The organism is Streptomyces sp. NPDC031132 (assembly GCF_055570595.1).
The window spans coordinates 16,893-33,325 of the sequence record NZ_JBVIGX010000028.1 but is presented as its reverse complement, the minus strand read 5'-3'; the positions used below and the strand labels follow the sequence as shown (position 1 = coordinate 33,325).

Below are 16,433 nucleotides of genomic sequence, written 5' to 3'. Positions count from 1 at the left end.
TCCTGAATACGCTCGTGTGACGGACAGCCGCGGAGCGGGAAAGGTGCGCAGGGAGCAAGGACGCCGTGGGGGACGGGGGGAGGGGCGGGCGGGGGGCCCCCCCGCCCCGGCCCTTCCGTCTGTTCAGGCGTTCAGGCGTTCAGCCCTTCGATCGGCTACTTCACGGCCTTCAGCGCGTCCACCACGCCGTAGCCGTAGTAGCCGGTCTGGCCCCACTTGCTCTGGCAGGTGGTGGCGTCGACCAGCGCGCCCGTGTCGTTGTAGACCTTCTCCGGGCAGGCCGGCTTCGTGGCCTGGGCCTTCAGCATGGCCTGGAGCTGCGACGGCGTGGCCGACGGGTGCGCGCTCTTGAGCAGCGCCGCCACGCCCGCGACGTGCGGTCCGGCCATCGAGGTGCCCTGCTTGTAGCCGTAGCCGCCGCCCGGCAGGGTCGACAGCACGCGGCCGTTGGCGTCCGGCGTGGCCGGGACCTGCCACTTGTCGCCGCCGGGGGCGGCGACGTCGACGACGCCCAGGCCGAAGCTGGAGTAGTACGACTTGAAGCCCTGGTCGCCGGTCGCGCTCACCGTGACCACACCCGGCAGCTGGGTGGGCAGGTCCAGGCAGACGTGCGGGTCGATCGTGCGCGGGACCGGGGTGCCGTCGTCCGGGCTCGTGTCGTCGACGATCGCGTCCGACGCCAGGTCGTGGTTCGAGTTGCCGGCCGAGGCCACGCTGAGCACGCCCTTGCGCTCGGCGTACTTCGTCGCCCGGCCGAGGGCCTCCACCAGCGCCTTCTGGTCGTCGTCCGCCTTGCAGTTGTAGAGCCAGGGGTCGACGTAGTAGCTGTTGTTGGTCACCTCGATCCCCTTCTCGGCGGCGAACATGAAGCCGCAGACGACCGCCTCGGTGAAGAACAGGCTGGTGCCCGGCTCGCTCACCTTGATCGCGGCGACCTGCACGCCCGGGGCGACGCCCGAGATGCCGACGCCGTTGCGCGCGGCCGCGATGGTGCCGGCCACGTGCGTGCCGTGGTCGCTGCCGTCGGCGTACGGGCGCCACGCGCCCTCGGTGGTGTCCGCGACGCCGCCGACACAGTTGGCCGACTGGCCCTTGGAGAAGTTCGCCGCGAGATCCGGGTGGGTGTCGTCGACACCCGTGTCGATGACGCCCACCGTGACGTCCCGGCTGCCATCGTTGATCTTGTGCGCCTGATCGGCCTTGATCGCCCGCAGGTCCCACTGGTTGGGCTCCAGCGGCTCCTGACCGTCCGTGGCGGCCGATGCCGCCTTGGCGGCGTCGGCCGCGCTCAGCTTCTGCGTCGTGCCCTCCTCGGTGGTCTGCACCGGCTGGAGGGGGGCCGTCCGGGTGGCGCCGACCGACACGAACAGGCCGCGCTCCGCGCGCAGCTGCTTGGCGAAGTCCGGGTTCTGGGAGTGTGCGACGACGACCCCGATCTGCTCATAGGACGTCACCACCGTTCCACCGGCCCGCTCGACGGCCTTCTTCGCGGCGTTCACCGTGGCGTACGTGTTCAGGTTCGCGACGTACGAGAGCTTGGGGCCGGTGGTGTCGGGCTTCGCCGCGGCCGCCGTACCCGCCGTGTTGCCCAGCGGGGCGGCGGAGGCCGCGACCGAGGGCAGGAAGGCGAGCGAGGCGGTGAGCGCCAGGCCGACCGGTACGGCAATGCGCCGGCGGCCAGGTCCCAGATGAGCCATGGGTTCTCCACATCATCCGTGAAAGAAGCCGTCCGCGCGTGGTCGCGCAGGACGACGGGTTCATGACAGGTGAACCTAGTGCCGCCGTTCGTCTTTGCGCCATCAGTTCGAGAAATCAGTTTCGGAAGTATCAACGGGTGTTGAACCGCCCCGCCGCGCCGGCCGTGCCGTTGGGCAGGGGGACTCAGCGCCACCGTCCCCCCACACGGAGGTTGTTTTGTCCGTCGTCCCCACCGCACCCGCGTCACAAGGAGAACCCCCCGTGACCACCGAAGCAGCGCCGCCGCACGGCAGCGCGGGAACATCCACGGCGAGTCCCACGGCCGAAGAGTTCACAGCCGTCCAGCAGAGCGCCGAATTCGCCGAACTGCGCAGTTCCTACCGCTCCTTCGCCTTCCCGCTCACCGTGGCCTTCATCGCCTGGTACCTGCTCTACGTCCTGCTGTCCAACTACGCCGGCGGCTTCATGGGGACCAAGCTCTTCGGCAACATCAACGTCGCCCTCGTGTTCGGCCTCGCCCAGTTCGCGACGACCTTCCTCATCGCCTGGCTGTACTCCCGGCACGCCGCCTCGAAGCTCGACCCCAAGGCCGCGGCGATCAAGGCGCGGATGGAGGCCGGCGAATGAGCGACACCCTCCGCCTCCCGCTCGCGGTGAACACCGCCGCCGGGGCCGCCGATCACCAGCCGCTGATCATCACCCTGTTCGGGCTGTTCGTCGTCGCCACCCTCATCATCACGATCTGGGCCGGCCGCCAGACCAAGGACGCCGCCGACTTCTACGCGGGCGGCCGCCAGTTCACCGGCTTCCAGAACGGCCTCGCCATCTCCGGCGACTACATGTCCGCCGCGTCCTTCCTCGGCATCGCCGGCGCCATCGCGCTCTTCGGCTACGACGGCTTCCTCTACTCCATCGGCTTCCTCGTGGCCTGGCTGGTCGCCCTGCTGCTCGTCGCCGAGCCGCTGCGCAACTCCGGCCGCTACACGATGGGCGACGTCCTCGCGTTCCGGATGCGCCAGCGGCCCGTCCGCACCGCCGCCGGCACCTCGACCATCGTCGTCTCGATCTTCTACCTGCTCGCCCAGATGGCGGGCGCGGGCGTGCTCGTCTCGCTGCTCCTCGGCATCACCAGCGACGGCGGCAAGGTCGCGGTCGTCGCGCTGGTCGGCGTACTGATGATCCTCTACGTCACCATCGGCGGCATGAAGGGCACCACCTGGGTCCAGATGATCAAGGCCGTCCTGCTCATCGCGGGCGCCCTGCTCATCACCTTCCTGGTGCTGCTGAAGTTCAACTTCAACATCTCCGACCTGCTGGGCAAGGCGGCCGAGAACAGCGGCCAGGGCGCCAAGTTCCTGGAGCCCGGTCTCAAGTACGGCAAGGACGCGACGACGAAGCTGGACTTCATCTCGCTCGGCATCGCCCTGGTCCTCGGCACCGCCGGCCTGCCGCACATCCTGATCCGCTTCTACACGGTTCCCACGGCCAAGGCCGCCCGCAAGTCCGTGAACTGGGCCATCGGCATCATCGGCGCCTTCTACCTGATGACCATCGCCCTCGGCTTCGGCGCCGCCGCCCTGCTCAAGCGCACGGACATCATCGCCTCCAACAAGGCCGGCAACACCGCGGCCCCGCTGGTCGCCCAGGAACTCGGCGGCGGCGCGGGCTCCACCGGCGGCGCCGTCCTGCTCGCCGTGATCTCCGCCGTCGCCTTCGCCACCATCCTCGCGGTGGTGGCCGGGCTCACCCTCGCCTCCTCCTCGTCCTTCGCCCACGACCTGTACGTGAACGTCATCCGCAAGGGCAAGGCCACCGAGCAGGAGGAGGTACGGGCCGCCCGCTGGTCCACCGTCGTGATCGGCGCCGTCGCCATCGGCCTCGGGGCCCTGGCCCGCGACCTCAACGTCGCCGGCCTCGTCGCCCTCGCCTTCGCGGTCGCCGCCTCCGCCAACCTGCCGACCATCCTCTACAGCCTGTTCTGGAAGCGGTTCAGCACCTCGGGCGCGCTGTGGTCGATCTACGGCGGCCTCGTCTCCGCGGTCGTCCTGGTGCTCTTCTCTCCGGTCGTCTCCGGAAAGCCCACCTCGATGTTCAAGGACGCCGACTTCTACTGGTTCCCCCTGGAGAACCCGGGCATCGTCTCGATCCCGCTCGGCTTCCTGCTGGGCTGGCTGGGAACCGTCCTGACGAAGGAGAAGGCCGACCCCCAGAAGTTCGCGGAACTCGAGGTGCGCTCCCTTACGGGAACCGGCGCGCACTGAGACCGTGCTCATGTGACATGGGCCGAACACACAGCGTGGCTGCGTCGTACTTCCCTACGACGCGGCCACGTCGCGTCTCGTTCATTTGGGCATCCCTACGCCGCACGCGCGTCGCGTAGGCTCGATTACGGCGCCAGGCGTTTCTCCGAGGTGGCGCGAACCTCTACGAACCGGACAGGGGAGGGGGCCTGAAATGCTTCTCGACACTTATGGCCGCGTGGCCACTGACCTGCGCGTCTCACTCACCGACCGGTGCAACCTGCGCTGTACGTACTGCATGCCCGAGGAGGGTCTGCAGTGGCTCGGGAAATCGGACCTGCTGAGCGACGACGAGATCGTCCGGCTGATTCGGATCGCCGTCACGCAGCTCGGGATCACCGAGGTCCGCTTCACCGGCGGCGAGCCGCTGCTCCGTCCCGGCCTGGTCGGCATCGTCGAGCAGTGCGCGGCCCTGGAGCCCCGCCCCAAGATGTCCCTGACCACCAACGGCATCGGCCTCAAGCGCACCGCACAGGCGCTCAAGGCCGCCGGCCTGGACAGAGTGAACGTTTCGCTGGACACCCTGCGGCCCGAGGTCTTCAAGACCCTCACCCGGCGTGACCGGCACCGCGACGTCATCGACGGCATGGCCGCCGCCCGCGAGGCCGGTCTGACCCCCGTCAAGGTCAACGCCGTCCTGATGCCGGGCCTGAACGACGACGAGGCCCCCGACCTGCTCGCCTGGGCCGTGGAGAACGAGTACGAGCTCCGCTTCATCGAGCAGATGCCGCTCGACGCCCAGCACGGCTGGAAGCGCGACGGCATGATCACCGCCGGGGACATCCTCGCGTCGCTGCGCACCCGCTTCACGCTCACCGAGGAAGGCGCCGAAGAGCGCGGATCCGCCCCGGCCGAGCGCTGGCTGGTCGACGGCGGCCCGGCCACCGTCGGCGTGATCGCCTCGGTGACCAGGCCCTTCTGCAGCGCCTGCGACCGCACCCGGCTCACCGCCGACGGCCAGGTCCGTACGTGCCTGTTCGCCACCGAGGAGTCGGACCTGCGCGGGGCCCTGCGCTCCGGAGCCCCGGACGAGGAGATCGCCCGCCTGTGGAAGGTGGCGATGTGGGGCAAGAAGGCCGGGTCCGGTCTCGACGACCCCTCCTTCCTGCAGCCCGACCGCCCGATGTCCGCGATCGGCGGCTGACGGCCCCGCCCCGGGCGCCTAGAGGCGCTCCGAGCCCTCCGGCTGGACCCACTCGTCGAGCTTCACGACGTCCTTGAGGAAACCGCGGACCCCCAGGAACTGGGAGAGGTGTTCGCGGTGTTCCCCGCACGCCAGCCAGGTCTTGCGGCGCTCCGGGGTGTGCAGCTTCGGGTTGTTCCACGCCAGGACCCAGACGGCCGCGTCGCGGCAGCCCTTGGCCGAGCAGGTGGGCGCGTCCACGGAATGGGTGGAGCCGGCGGGTTCGGGGGAGTCAGGGGAGTTCACGCCTCAACCCTACAAACCCCTGCCACGGAAAGGCGACGCCGAGCAGCCACGGGGGGAGCTGCCCGGCGTCGGTCCGTCGCTCCGACGGGGGATGCGGAGCGCGTAGGCAGTATGTCACGCAGGACCCGGTGCGGTGCACCGGAACTTCATGATTGATCTGAGCTTTTATTGAGGTTTCCCGTGTTCAGTGCCGGACGCACAGGTGACGGGATGAAGTGCGAGGGCAGCGAGGGGGTCGACTCGCGCCCCGCGTTGGCGATGACCACGGCCACGTACGGCAGCAGCGCGCCCGCGACGAGCGTCACGATCGCCACATGACGCTCCACGTTCCACAGGATCACCGTCGCCAGGACCGACAGCGTCCTGACCGTCATCGAGATGACGTACCGGCGCTGCCGTCCCCGCACGTCCTCGTCGAGGCCCATCCGGGCCCCGGTGATCCGGAAGACCTCGGCCCCGTTCCGCTTCTTCCGCTCCACGCTCCACCGCCCGATCCGCCTGCCGGACACTCCCCGGTCCGGATCCTCCCACCGTACGCCGCGGGTCCCGTGACGAGGAGAGGGGGTGTCCCCCGAACGGGGCTGTCCGAAATGCGCAGTACGCCGGACGGGTTGAAACTGGGCCCACATGCGCACAACGCGCCACGAGGAGGCTCGACATGTCATGGTTGTGGGCGATCATCGTCGGTTTCGTGCTGGGCCTCATAGCCAGGGCGGTCCTGCCGGGCAAGCAGCATCAGCCCCTCTGGCTGACCACCCTGTTCGGCATCGCCGGCGGCATCCTCGGCAACGCCGTCGCGGGGTGGATCGGCGTCGGGGAAACCAGGGGCATCGACTGGACCCGACACTTGCTGCAACTTGCCGGAGCAGTGCTGATCGTGGCTCTCGGCGAGATGGTCTACAAGTCGCTCAAGGGTGGCAGCAGGCAGATGACCTGAGGGCGGCACGACGGAGGGGCCGGCCGGACGTGGTGTCCGGGCCGGCCCCTCCGCCGCGCTCAGGTGTCAGGCCCCGGGCGTCAGCCCGTGACCTCGACCGCCGCCAGGTTCTTCTTGCCGCGGCGCAGCACCAGCCAGCGCCCGTGCAGCAGGTCCTCCTTGGCGGGGACCGCGTCCTCGGCGGCGACCTTCGCGTTGTTCACGTAGGCACCGCCCTCCTTCACGGTCCGCCGGCCGGCCGACTTGCTCGCCACCAGCCCGGTCTCCGCGAGCAGGTCCACCACCAGGCCGAGCTCGGCGACCCGGGCGTGCGGCAGCTCGGACAGGGCCGCGGCCAGCGTGGCCTCGTCCAGGTCCGCCAGCTCGCCCTGGCCGAACAACGCCTTCGACGCGGCGATCACGGCGGCGCACTGGTCGGCGCCGTGCACCAGGGTGGTCAGCTCCTCCGCCAGTGCCCGCTGGGCGGCGCGCGCCTGCGGCCGCTCGGCGGTCTGCGCCTCCAGCTCCTCCAGCTCCTCGCGGGACTTGAAGGAGAGGATCCGCATGTAGGTGGAGATGTCCCGGTCGTCCACGTTCAGCCAGAACTGGTAGAACGCGTACGGGGTGGTCATCTCCGGGTCCAGCCAGACGGCCCCGCTCTCGGACTTGCCGAACTTGGTGCCGTCCGCCTTGACCATCAGCGGGGTCGCCATGGCGTGCACGTTCGCGTGCGGCTCCAGGCGGTGGATCAGGTCGAGACCGGCCGTCAGGTTGCCCCACTGGTCGGACCCGCCCTGCTGCAGGGTGCAGCCGTAGCGCCGGTACAGCTCCAGGAAGTCCATGCCCTGGAGCAGCTGGTAGCTGAACTCGGTGTAGCTGATGCCCTGGTCGGACTCCAGCCGCTTGGCGACCGAGTCCTTCGTCAGCATCTTGTTGACGCGGAAGTGCTTGCCGATGTCCCGGAGGAACTCGATGGCGGACATGCCCGCCGTCCAGTCCAGGTTGTTCACCATGACCGCCGCGTTCTCGCCCTCGAAGGACAGGTACGGCTCGATCTGGGCGCGCAGCCGGCCCACCCAGTTGGCGACGGTCTCCGGGTCGTTCAGGGTCCGCTCGGCGGTCGGCCGCGGGTCACCGATCTGCCCGGTGGCCCCGCCGACCAGCGCCAGCGGCCGGTGCCCGGCCTGCTGGAGCCGGCGTACGGTCAGGACCTGTACGAGGTGTCCCACGTGCAGCGAGGCAGCCGTCGGGTCGAAGCCGCAATAGAAGGTGACCGGACCGTCCGCGAACGCCTTGCGGAGCGCTTCTTCGTCGGTGGACAGGGCGAAGAGCCCGCGCCACTTCAACTCGTCGACGATGTCCGTCACGGTTTCTCGACTCCTTCGAATGGTTTGCGTCGCGCCAAGGTTTCAGTCTAGGTGGATCAGACGCCCTTGCTGACCGAGCTCATGTTGAAATCCGGGATCCGCAGGGCGGGCATCGCGGCCCGGGTGAACCAGTCGCTCCACTCGCGCGGCAGGGTCTTCTCGGTCCGGCCCGCCTCCGAGGCCCGCGACAGCAGGTCCACCGGCGATTCGTTGAACCGGAAGTTGTTCACCTCGCCCACGACCTGGCCGTTCTCCACCAGGTAGACCCCGTCCCGGGTCAGGCCCGTGAGCAGCAGCGTCGCCGGGTCGACCTCGCGGATGTACCAGAGGCAGGTCAGCAGCAGGCCCCGCTCGGTGGCGGCCACCATCTCCTCCAGCGACTTGTCGCCGCCGCCGTCCAGGATCAGGTTGCCGAAGCCGGGCGAGACCGGCATCCCGGTCATGGCCGCGGTGTGCCGGGTCGTGGCCAGCCGGTCCAGCTGCCCGTCCCGGATCCACTCGGTCGCCGGGACCGGCAGGCCGTTGTCGAAGACCGAGGCGTCGTCGCCCGAGCTGTGCGCGATCACGAACGGCGCGCACTCCAGGCCCGGCGCGTTCGGGTCGCTGCGCAGTGTCAGCGGCAGCTCGGACAGCTTCTCGCCGAGCCGGGTGCCACCGCCGGGCTTGGAGAAGACCGTCCGGCCCTCCACCGCGTCCCGGGCCACCGCGGACCACATCTGGTAGATCAACAGGTCGGCCACGGCCGTCGGCGGCAGCAGGGTCTCGTACCGGCCTGCGGGCAGGTCGATCTTCCGCTCCGCCCAGCCCAGGCGCACGGCCAGCTCCGCGTCCAGCACGGTCGGGTCCACGTCCTTGAAGTCCCGCGTGGAGCGGCCGGCCCAGGCCGAGCGCTGCCGGTCGGGGGACTTCGCGTTGAGCTCCAGGGTGCCGTTCGGCTGGTCGTGGCGCAGCCGCAGCCCGGTCGAGGTGCCGACGTACGTGGAGACCAGCTCGTGGTTGGCGAAGCCGTACAGCTCCCGGCCGCCCGCGCGGGCGCGGGCGAAGGCCTCGCCGAGGGCCGGGGCGAAGTCCGCGAACACCGCCGAGGAGGTCTCGGCCGGGGCGTCGGTGAAGTCCGGCGAGGACGGCGTGCCGGTGACCAGCGGCTGGGCGTCCTCGGCCGGGCCCGCGCCCCGTGCCGCGGCCTCGGCGGCCCGGACCAGCGGTTCCAGGTCTGCGGTGGTCACGGCGGAGCGCGAAACGACCCCCGAGGCCGTTCCCTCCTTGCCGTCGACCGTCGCGATGACCGTCAGGGTCCGGCCGCGGGTGACGCCGTTGGTGGTGAGCGCGTTGCCCGCCCAGCGCAGATTGGCCGTCGACTCCTCGTCGGCGATGACGACACAGCCGTCGGCGGTGGACAGCTCCAGCGCGCGCTCGACGATCTCGTGGGGATTCGTGCGATTCGTCGACATCAGCGTCCGGCCTCCTGCGTGGTGTTCAAGATGTTCACGTCGCGGAACAGCGCGGACGGGCAGCCGTGCGACACCGCCGCGACCTGGCCCGGCTGCGCCTTGCCGCAGTTGAAGGCGCCGCCCAGCACGTACGTCTGCGGCCCGCCCACCTTCTCCATCGAGCCCCAGAAGTCGGTGGTCGTGGCCTGGTAGGCGACGTCGCGCAGCTGCCCGGCCAGCTTGCCGTTCTCGATCCGGAAGAACCGCTGCCCGGTGAACTGGAAGTTGTAGCGCTGCATGTCGATCGACCAGGAGCGGTCGCCGACGACGTAGATGCCGCGCTCCACCCCGCCGATCAGGTCCTCGGTGGACAGCCCGCCCGGATCCGGCTGGAGCGAGACGTTCGCCATCCGCTGGACGGGCACGTGCCCGGGGGAGTCGGCGAAGGCGCAGCCGTTGGAGCGGCCGAGGTCGGTGAGCTTCGCGATCCGCCGGTCCAGCTGGTAGCCGACCAGGGTGCCGTCCTTGACCAGGTCCCAGCTCTGCGCCTGGACGCCCTCGTCGTCGAAGCCGACGGTGGCGAGCCCGTGCTCGGCGGTGCGGTCCCCGGTCACGTTCATGATCGAGGAGCCGTACTTGAGCTTGCCGAGCTGGTCGAACGTGGCGAAGGAGGTCCCCGCGTACGCCGCCTCGTAGCCCAGCGCCCGGTCCAGCTCGGTGGCGTGGCCGATGGACTCGTGGATGGTGAGCCACAGGTTGGACGGGTCCACGACCAGGTCGTAGCGCCCGGCCTCGACGCTCGGCGCCCGCATCTTCTCCGCGAGCAGTACGGGGATCTGCTCCAGCTCGGCGTCCCAGTCCCAGCCGGTGCCGGTCAGGTACTCCCAGCCGCGCCCGGCCGGCGGGGCGATGGTGCGCATCGAGTCGAACTCGCCGGTGGTGGCGTCGACGGCGACGGCGGTCAGCTGCGGGTGGATCCGCACCCGCTGCTGCGTGGTCATCGTGCCGGCGGTGTCGGCGTAGAACTTGTTCTCGTGCACGGCGAGCAGCGAGGCGTCCACGTGCGCCACCCCGTCGGCGGCCAGCAGCCGGGAGCTCCAGTCGGCGAGCAGGGCCGCCTTCTCCGCGTCCGGCACTTCGAAGGGGTTCACGTCGTACGCGGAGATCCACGTCTTGTCGGCGTGCACCGGCTCTTCGGCGAGCTCGACCCGCTCGTCGGAACCGGCGGCTTTGATGACCTGGGCGGACAGCTTCGCCATGGCCACGGCCTGCGAGGCCACCTTGGCGGCGCCGTCCATGGTCAGGTCCACACCGGAGGCGAACCCCCAGCTGCCGCCGTGCACCACGCGGACCGCGTACCCGAGGTCGGTGGTGTCGGAGCCGCCCGAGGGCTTGGCGTCCCGCAGCCGCCACGAGGCGTTGCGGATCCGCTCGAGCCGGAAGTCGGCATGGTCGCAGCCCAGCGCGCGGGCCCGGGCGAGCGCCGCGTCGGCGAGCGCCCGCAGGGGCAGCGCGGTGAAGGCCGCGTCGATGGAATGGGGCACGGAAGTCCTCCCGGAGTCGGGGCCGGTCGCCTCGATCATGTCGCGCTCGGGGCGCTTGTGCCTACATCTTTCTGTAGGGACTCGACAGAGCCCGTACCGAGGCCCTGTGGGAGATCGATTCTCCGCACGGGGGACCTGGCCTATAGGTTTTTGGTAATCAGACCGCTAGTCGAAAGGGTGATCCGTTGAGCCGCTCGGTTCTCGTCACCGGAGGAAACCGGGGCATCGGCCTCGCCATCGCCCGAGCCTTCGCGCAGGCCGGCGACAAGGTCGCGATCACGTACCGGTCGGGTGAGCCGCCACAGGAGCTCACCGCGCTCGGTGTACTGGCGGTCCGCTGCGACATCACCGACTCCGAGCAGGTGGAGCAGGCCTACAAGGAGATCGAGGACGCGCACGGCGCGGTCGAGGTGCTGGTGGCCAACGCCGGCATCACCAAGGACACGCTGCTGATGCGCATGTCCGAGGAGGACTTCGCGTCCGTCGTCGACACCAACCTCACCGGCACCTTCCGGGTGGTCAAGCGCGCGAACCGTGGCATGCTCCGTGCCAAGAAGGGCCGCGTCGTCCTGATCTCCTCGGTCGTCGGGCTGCTGGGCTCGGCGGGCCAGGCCAACTACGCAGCCTCCAAGGCCGCGCTGGTCGGCTTCGCCCGCTCGCTCGCCCGTGAGCTCGGCTCGCGCAACATCACCTTCAACGTCGTGGCCCCCGGCTTCGTGGACACCGACATGACGAAGGTGCTCACCGACGAGCAGCGCGCGGGCATCGTGGGCCAGGTGCCCCTGGGCCGCTACGCGCAGCCCGAGGAGATCGCGGCAGCCGTGAGCTTCCTGGCGTCCGACGACGCCGCGTACATCACAGGAGCCGTCATTCCCGTTGACGGCGGATTGGGCATGGGTCACTGATCACCATGAGCGGAATTCTCGACGGCAAGCGCATCCTCATCACCGGGGTGCTGATGGAGTCGTCCATCGCCTTCCACGCCGCCAGGCTGGCCCAGGAGCAGGGCGCCGAGGTCGTCCTCACCGCGTGGCCGCGCCCGACGCTGACCGAGCGCATCGCCAAGAAGCTGCCCAAGCCGGTCAAGGTGATCGAGCTCGACGTCACCAACGACGAGCACCTGGCCCGTCTGGAGGGCCTCGTCCGCGACGAGCTCGGCGGCCTCGACGGTGTCCTGCACTCGATCGGCTTCGCGCCGCAGGACGCCCTGGGCGGCAACTTCCTGAACACGCCGTTCGAGTCGGTGGCCACCGCCATGCACGTCTCGGCGTTCTCGCTGAAGTCGCTGACCATGGCGTGCAAGCCGCTGTTCCCGGCGGAGGGCGCGGCCGTCGTCGGCCTCACCTTCGACGCGCAGTTCGCCTGGCCGCAGTACGACTGGATGGGCCCGGCCAAGGCCGCGCTGGAGGCCACCAGCCGCTACCTCGCCCGTGACCTGGGCAAGGAGAACATCCGCTGCAACCTGGTCTCGGCCGGTCCGCTCGGCTCGATGGCCGCGAAGTCCATCCCGGGCTTCTCCGACCTGGCGGACGTGTGGAACTCCCGCTCGATGCTGGAGTGGGACATGAGCGACCCGGAGCCGACGGGCAAGGCCATCGTCGCCCTGCTGTCGGACTGGTTCCCGAAGACCACCGGCGAGATCGTCCACGTGGACGGCGGCCTGCACGCGATGGGTGCCTGAGCAAGGCACTCGTACGTCCGTACGGCGGCGGCCGCGGCTCCCTTCCGGGAGGCGCGGCCGCCGCCGTACGTGCCGGTGGGTGCGGGGATTCCGGTCGCACGCTCGATCAGATTTTCGCCCTCCGACCGGATCTTCCCGAGTCGAAAACCGGGACAGATGCCTGCAAACTGACCGAGCCGGGATCTTCCCGGCTCCGGCGGGGAGGAGGTAGGGCCGTGCGTGGGAGGCGGAGCCGAGCGGTATCGCTGCTGGTCACCTCGGTGGTCCTGACGGGCCTCCTGATCCCGGGAGCCGTCGCGCAGCCCGAGGGGGCAGACCCGGCCCTCGGGCCCGAGGCGGCGGCCCCCGCCGTCGTGGACCTCGAGGAGATCCCGGCAGAGCCGCCCGCACGGGCCGAGCCGCCCGCCGCCCAGGAGCTGTACGGCGCCGACTGCGACACCCTGATCGACGGTTCGCAGGTGAGGGCGACCTGTCACAACGGCTATCCGGAGACCGACCTGGTCCGGCTGCACGTGGAATGCGACCGGTGGTGGGACCTGGACTCGGACAGTGCCCCCGTGGCCGTCGGGCCGGCCGGCCGGATCGAGCTCGCCAGCCGCTGCTGGAAGGAAGTCCGCTCGGCCTGGGTCACGCACCAGCGGCCGTGACCCGGCGGGCCGGTTCGCCGACTCCGCGGCCCGCCCGCGCATCCTGCAGACCCGCCCGCGATTCCGGCACATCCGCCCGCGCATCCGGCAGGCCGGCCCGCGCATCCGGCCGCCCCGCCCGCGCTACTTCCTGCCGAGGCACACGAACGGGTAGCCCGCCGCCTCCGACGCCGCCGTGTCCCCGTCCCCGCGCCGGATCGCCTCGATCAGCCGGGCGTGGTCCAGGTGGGCCGCCGGATCCAGCTCCGTGCCAACGTCCGTGCGCAGCCAGTCCGCCACCAGGTCGCCGAGGTCCGCGTACAGCTCGATGAGCACCTCGTTGTGCGAGGCCGCCACCACCGCCATGTGCAGCGCCACGTCCGCCGCCACGAAACGCTCCGCCTCCCCGCTCGCCCAGGCCTCCTCGCGCCGCGCCAGCAGCGCGTCCAGCTGGCCGAGGTCCCGCCCGGTCCGCCGCTCCGCCGCCAGCCGGGCCGCGGAGGACTCCAGCGTCGAGCGGAGCTCCGCGATGTGCCGCGGGTCGGCGCCCGCGAAGCGGCGGTGCATCACCCCGGCGAGCTCGCTGGTGGCGATGACGTACGTACCCGAGCCCTGCCGGATGTCCAGCAGCCCGTTGTGCGCGAGGGCCCGGACGGCCTCCCGGACGGTATTTCGGGCGACGCCCAGCAGCTCCACCAGCTCCGGCTCGGTCGGAATGCGGGATCCGACGGGCCATTCGCCGGACGTGATCTGGTTCCTGAGCTGGGCGATCACCTGGTCGACCAGCGCGGATCGCCGGGGCGAGGTCAGCGGCATACGGGCGGAGTCCTCTCGGAAGGCCGGTCTGGGGGGTGACAACCAATCATCCCATGATTCTATGATGGTGTAATGCCCGACGAAGAAATCCAGACCATCGACCGGCCCCGAGCCCCGCGCACGGTGCCCGCGCAGGCCCGTCCCGCCGCTCCGGGGAGCCCCCAGCCCACCTGGCTCGGCCCGGTCCTCGTCGTCGGCATCGTGCTGGCCGCCCTCAACCTGCGGCCCGCCATCACCAGCCTCGGCGCCCTCTTCGAAGAGGTCCGCACGGGCCTCGGCATGAGCGGCACCGTCGCCGGACTGATCACCTCCGTCCCCGCCCTCTGCTTCGCCGTCTTCGGCATCACCGCACCCCGGCTCTCCCGCCGCTTCGGCCCGGCCGCCGTCGTCTGCGCCGGCATGGCCGCCGTCGCGGCCGGCCTGCTGATCCGCCCCTTCACCCACAACGCCGCCGGGTTCCTCGCCGCCAGCGCCCTGTCCCTCGCCGGCATAGCCCTGACCAACGTGCTGCTCCCGGTCATCGTCAAGCGCTGGTTCCCGGACCGCGTCGGCACCATGACCGGCCTGTACTCCATGGCCCTGGCCGTCGGCACCTCGCTCGCCGCCGCCGCGACGGTCCCCATGACCTCCGCCCTCGGCGGCAGCTGGCGCACGGGCCTGCTGGTCTGGGCCGTGCTCGCGGTGGCCGCGGTGGTGCCCTGGCTGCCCGTCGCGGCGGCCGCCCGGCGGGAGAAGCGGGCCGCCGCCTCCGAGCCGGCCGCGCACGTACGGGCGGACGCGGGCCCGAAGATCGTCCGCAGCCGTACCGCCTGGGCCCTGGCCTGCTACTTCGGCCTCCAGGCCACCGGCGCGTACATCACCATGGGCTGGCTCCCGCAGATCTTCCGCGACGCCGGGGTCTCCGCGGGCACCGCCGGCGTCCTGCTCGCCGTCACCATGGTCATGGGCGTCCCGCTCGCCTTCGTCATCCCCAACCTGGCCGGCCGGATGAAGAACCAGGGGGCCATCGCCGCCACCCTGGGCGTCTTCGGCCTCGTCGGATACGGCGGCCTCCACTTCGCCCCCGCCGCCGGCGCCTGGGCCTGGGCGCTCCTGCTCGGCATCTCCAACTGCGCCTTCCCGCTCGTCATCACGCTGATCGGGCTGCGCGCCAAGTCCCCGGCCGGTGTCGTCAAGCTGTCCGCCTTCGCCCAGAGCGTCGGCTACCTCATCTCCATCCCCGGACCGCTCCTCATCGGCGCCCTCTACCAGCACAGCGGCGGCTGGGACCTGCCCCTCACCCTCATGGCGGGCCTGCTGATCCCGCAGATCGCGCTGGGCATCATGGCCGGCCGGGACCGCACGATCGAGGACGAATGCGGCATGCGAGACTGAGCGGCATGTCGCCCGTACTCGAACCGAACCCGCAGAACAGCCACAAGAAGCTCGGCATGGTGCTCGGCGCCATGCTCGTCGTGACCGTGATCATCTCCGTCATCGCGTCCGTCGTCTCCCCCTGACGAGGGCCGGGGGTGGGGGTAACCCCCCCAACCCTTAGGGGGACAGGTTCAGGGTCGAGTGGGGTGTGCCCCGGATGGGCCCCGCGCCTTCGGATCCATAGATTCGAAGAGAGCGAGCCAGTCCCACCCGCGCACCCACGGAGGCGGCCATGTCGGCCCCCACGACTTCCCCGCACATCCCCGGCCCCGGTTCCCGAGTCCACGGCGCGAACGCCCGGCTGCACTGGTGGGCGCTGGCCCTGCCCGCGCTCGCCTTCGGCCTCCTGCTGCTGCTCCTCGCCGGCTCCGCCGAGGCCCATGCAGCCACCGGCGAGGCCTCCGCGCTCCTCCACGTCACCGAACAGCTCCTGCGCGCCGTGGGCTGACCGGGGCACCCCCCCCCGCGGCCCGCCGGGCGCCCGCGCCGGCATGCGCCGGGAGCCGCACCGCACCCGGTGCGCAGCCCCTCAACACCCTGCGCCCCATGGCCCGATCCATGCGAAGCTGGGAGCCATGAGCGCCGACACACCCCGCAGGATCGTCCTCCTCCGGCACGCCAAGGCCGACTGGCCTGAAGTGTCCGACCACGAGCGCCCGCTGGCGGAACGAGGCCGCAAGGAGGCACCGGCCGCCGGGCTGAAGCTGGCCGAGACCGGCATCACCTTCGACCTGGCCCTCTGCTCCACCGCCGCCCGCACCCGTGAGACGTGGAAGCTCGCCGTCCAGGAGATGCCGCACCGGCCGCGGACCTCGTACGACGAACGGCTGTACGACGCCTCGCCGGGCGAGCTCATCGCCGTGCTGAACGAGACGTCCGACGAGGTCGAGGACCTCCTCGTCATCGGCCACAACCCGGGCATGCACGCCCTCGCCGACGCCCTCGCAGGGCGCGCGGAGGGCGACACCCTGGCCCGGATGACCCGTACCGGATTCCCGACCGCCGCGTTCGCCGTCGTCTCCTTCACCGGCTCCTGGAAGTCCGTGGAGCACGGGGTGGGCACGCTGCTGGACTTCTGGACCCCCGAGGACCACTGAGCACGGATACGAGGACGGGCCCCGGGGGGGGGGGGGGGGGGGGGGGGGGGGGGGGGGGGGGGGGTGGGGGGGGGGGGGGGGGGAGGGGGGGGTGGTGACCTCCCCCCCTCAGC

18 protein-coding genes are annotated in these 16,433 nt (G+C 70.9%); 11 read left to right on the top strand and 7 right to left on the bottom strand.

The genetic code is table 11. The features are described from left to right. Positions 1-155 precede the first annotated feature (155 nt). Complete coding sequence (locus tag ACZ49B_RS30135; RefSeq protein WP_468311857.1) at positions 156-1,697, bottom strand: S8 family peptidase; 1,542 nt, start codon at positions 1,695-1,697, stop codon at positions 156-158. Between the two features lie 262 nt (positions 1,698-1,959). On the opposite strand from ACZ49B_RS30135, the gene ACZ49B_RS30130 reads away from it, so the two are divergent. The 3 genes from ACZ49B_RS30130 to moaA all read left to right on the top strand — a co-directional run bounded on the left by ACZ49B_RS30130 (position 1,960) and on the right by moaA (position 5,142). Next, positions 1,960-2,325 carry a DUF485 domain-containing protein gene (locus ACZ49B_RS30130; protein WP_468311855.1) on the top strand — a complete coding sequence of 122 codons (366 nt, stop codon included), beginning with the start codon at positions 1,960-1,962 and terminating at the stop codon, positions 2,323-2,325. Beyond that, positions 2,322-3,959 (top strand): solute symporter family protein, encoded by a 1,638-nt coding sequence (locus ACZ49B_RS30125; protein WP_468311853.1) that lies wholly within the window; start codon positions 2,322-2,324, stop codon positions 3,957-3,959. Before ACZ49B_RS30130 ends, ACZ49B_RS30125 begins: the two co-directional genes overlap by 4 nt. Positions 3,960-4,152: 193 nt before the next feature. Then, on the top strand, positions 4,153-5,142 hold the full coding sequence (gene moaA / locus ACZ49B_RS30120; RefSeq protein WP_468311851.1) for a GTP 3',8-cyclase MoaA: 990 nt from the start codon (positions 4,153-4,155) through the stop codon (positions 5,140-5,142). A gap of 18 nt (positions 5,143-5,160) precedes the next feature. Here the strand turns inward: moaA and ACZ49B_RS30115 are convergent, their stop codons facing one another. Together ACZ49B_RS30115 and ACZ49B_RS30110 are read right to left on the bottom strand one after the other, a co-directional pair. Further along, positions 5,161-5,427 (bottom strand): hypothetical protein, encoded by a 267-nt coding sequence (locus ACZ49B_RS30115; RefSeq protein WP_468311849.1) that lies wholly within the window; start codon positions 5,425-5,427, stop codon positions 5,161-5,163. 146 nt (positions 5,428-5,573) lie between these two features. Then, positions 5,574-5,852: a DUF3099 domain-containing protein gene (locus ACZ49B_RS30110; protein ID WP_468311938.1), complete on the bottom strand. Its 279-nt coding sequence runs from the start codon at positions 5,850-5,852 to the stop codon at positions 5,574-5,576. A 233-nt stretch (positions 5,853-6,085) separates the two neighbouring features. On the opposite strand from ACZ49B_RS30110, the gene ACZ49B_RS30105 reads away from it, so the two are divergent. Next, complete coding sequence (locus ACZ49B_RS30105; RefSeq protein ID WP_468311848.1) at positions 6,086-6,364, top strand: GlsB/YeaQ/YmgE family stress response membrane protein; 279 nt, start codon at positions 6,086-6,088, stop codon at positions 6,362-6,364. Positions 6,365-6,444: 80 nt separating this feature from the next. Here the strand turns inward: ACZ49B_RS30105 and tyrS are convergent, their stop codons facing one another. The 3 genes from tyrS to ACZ49B_RS30090 are packed head-to-tail and all read right to left on the bottom strand — an operon-like array spanning position 6,445 to position 10,723. After that, the gene (tyrS, locus tag ACZ49B_RS30100) at positions 6,445-7,710 is read right to left on the bottom strand and encodes a tyrosine--tRNA ligase (RefSeq protein ID WP_468311846.1); all 1,266 of its coding nucleotides are present in this window, start codon (positions 7,708-7,710) and stop codon (positions 6,445-6,447) included. 56 nt (positions 7,711-7,766) lie between these two features. Continuing rightward, positions 7,767-9,161, bottom strand: a complete 1,395-nt coding sequence (locus ACZ49B_RS30095; RefSeq protein ID WP_468311844.1) for a metallopeptidase TldD-related protein — start codon at positions 9,159-9,161, stop codon at positions 7,767-7,769. Then, on the bottom strand, positions 9,161-10,723 hold the full coding sequence (locus ACZ49B_RS30090; protein WP_468311842.1) for a TldD/PmbA family protein: 1,563 nt from the start codon (positions 10,721-10,723) through the stop codon (positions 9,161-9,163). Before ACZ49B_RS30090 ends, ACZ49B_RS30095 begins: the two co-directional genes overlap by 1 nt. Positions 10,724-10,869: 146 nt before the next feature. Here ACZ49B_RS30090 and fabG point away from each other — a divergent pair, with 146 nt between their 5' ends. The 3 genes from fabG (at position 10,870) to ACZ49B_RS30075 (ending at position 13,012) form a co-directional block, all read left to right on the top strand. Further along, positions 10,870-11,589: a 3-oxoacyl-[acyl-carrier-protein] reductase gene (fabG, locus tag ACZ49B_RS30085; protein WP_030300576.1), complete on the top strand. Its 720-nt coding sequence runs from the start codon at positions 10,870-10,872 to the stop codon at positions 11,587-11,589. A gap of 5 nt (positions 11,590-11,594) precedes the next feature. Beyond that, positions 11,595-12,365: an enoyl-ACP reductase FabI gene (fabI, locus tag ACZ49B_RS30080; protein ID WP_468311841.1), complete on the top strand. Its 771-nt coding sequence runs from the start codon at positions 11,595-11,597 to the stop codon at positions 12,363-12,365. A gap of 215 nt (positions 12,366-12,580) precedes the next feature. Then, positions 12,581-13,012: a hypothetical protein gene (locus ACZ49B_RS30075; protein ID WP_468311839.1), complete on the top strand. Its 432-nt coding sequence runs from the start codon at positions 12,581-12,583 to the stop codon at positions 13,010-13,012. 123 nt (positions 13,013-13,135) lie between these two features. Here the strand turns inward: ACZ49B_RS30075 and ACZ49B_RS30070 are convergent, their stop codons facing one another. Continuing rightward, complete coding sequence (locus ACZ49B_RS30070) at positions 13,136-13,807, bottom strand: FadR/GntR family transcriptional regulator (RefSeq protein WP_468311837.1); 672 nt, start codon at positions 13,805-13,807, stop codon at positions 13,136-13,138. Positions 13,808-13,879: 72 nt separating this feature from the next. Here ACZ49B_RS30070 and ACZ49B_RS30065 point away from each other — a divergent pair, with 72 nt between their 5' ends. The 4 genes from ACZ49B_RS30065 (at position 13,880) to ACZ49B_RS30050 (ending at position 16,320) form a co-directional block, all read left to right on the top strand. After that, on the top strand, positions 13,880-15,181 hold the full coding sequence (locus tag ACZ49B_RS30065) for a CynX/NimT family MFS transporter (protein WP_468311836.1): 1,302 nt from the start codon (positions 13,880-13,882) through the stop codon (positions 15,179-15,181). A 5-nt stretch (positions 15,182-15,186) separates the two neighbouring features. Beyond that, a complete protein-coding gene (locus ACZ49B_RS30060; RefSeq protein ID WP_376202100.1) occupies positions 15,187-15,306 on the top strand; it encodes an SGM_5486 family transporter-associated protein in 120 nt (39 codons plus the stop codon). 149 nt (positions 15,307-15,455) lie between these two features. Beyond that, positions 15,456-15,671: a hypothetical protein gene (locus ACZ49B_RS30055; RefSeq protein ID WP_468311834.1), complete on the top strand. Its 216-nt coding sequence runs from the start codon at positions 15,456-15,458 to the stop codon at positions 15,669-15,671. A 127-nt stretch (positions 15,672-15,798) separates the two neighbouring features. Beyond that, positions 15,799-16,320, top strand: coding sequence for a SixA phosphatase family protein (locus ACZ49B_RS30050; protein WP_468311832.1), 522 nt, complete (start codon positions 15,799-15,801; stop codon positions 16,318-16,320). The last annotated feature ends 113 nt before the right edge of the window (positions 16,321-16,433 follow it).

Bases quoted from the DNA above. Each gene is read 5' to 3' on its own strand.
- ACZ49B_RS30135 (WP_468311857.1), bottom strand. From the start codon at position 1,697: ATGGCTCATCTGGGACCTGGCCGCCGGCGCATTGCCGTACCGGTCGGC.
- ACZ49B_RS30125 (WP_468311853.1), top strand. From the start codon at position 2,322: ATGAGCGACACCCTCCGCCTCCCGCTCGCGGTGAACACCGCCGCCGGG.
- moaA (WP_468311851.1), top strand. From the start codon at position 4,153: ATGCTTCTCGACACTTATGGCCGCGTGGCCACTGACCTGCGCGTCTCA.
- ACZ49B_RS30110 (WP_468311938.1), bottom strand. From the start codon at position 5,852: ATGGGCCTCGACGAGGACGTGCGGGGACGGCAGCGCCGGTACGTCATC.
- ACZ49B_RS30105 (WP_468311848.1), top strand. From the start codon at position 6,086: ATGTCATGGTTGTGGGCGATCATCGTCGGTTTCGTGCTGGGCCTCATA.
- ACZ49B_RS30095 (WP_468311844.1), bottom strand. From the start codon at position 9,161: ATGTCGACGAATCGCACGAATCCCCACGAGATCGTCGAGCGCGCGCTG.
- ACZ49B_RS30090 (WP_468311842.1), bottom strand. From the start codon at position 10,723: ATGATCGAGGCGACCGGCCCCGACTCCGGGAGGACTTCCGTGCCCCAT.
- fabI (WP_468311841.1), top strand. From the start codon at position 11,595: ATGAGCGGAATTCTCGACGGCAAGCGCATCCTCATCACCGGGGTGCTG.
- ACZ49B_RS30070 (WP_468311837.1), bottom strand. From the start codon at position 13,807: ATGCCGCTGACCTCGCCCCGGCGATCCGCGCTGGTCGACCAGGTGATC.
- ACZ49B_RS30065 (WP_468311836.1), top strand. From the start codon at position 13,880: ATGCCCGACGAAGAAATCCAGACCATCGACCGGCCCCGAGCCCCGCGC.
- ACZ49B_RS30060 (WP_376202100.1), top strand. From the start codon at position 15,187: ATGTCGCCCGTACTCGAACCGAACCCGCAGAACAGCCACAAGAAGCTC.
- ACZ49B_RS30055 (WP_468311834.1), top strand. From the start codon at position 15,456: ATGTCGGCCCCCACGACTTCCCCGCACATCCCCGGCCCCGGTTCCCGA.
- ACZ49B_RS30050 (WP_468311832.1), top strand. From the start codon at position 15,799: ATGAGCGCCGACACACCCCGCAGGATCGTCCTCCTCCGGCACGCCAAG.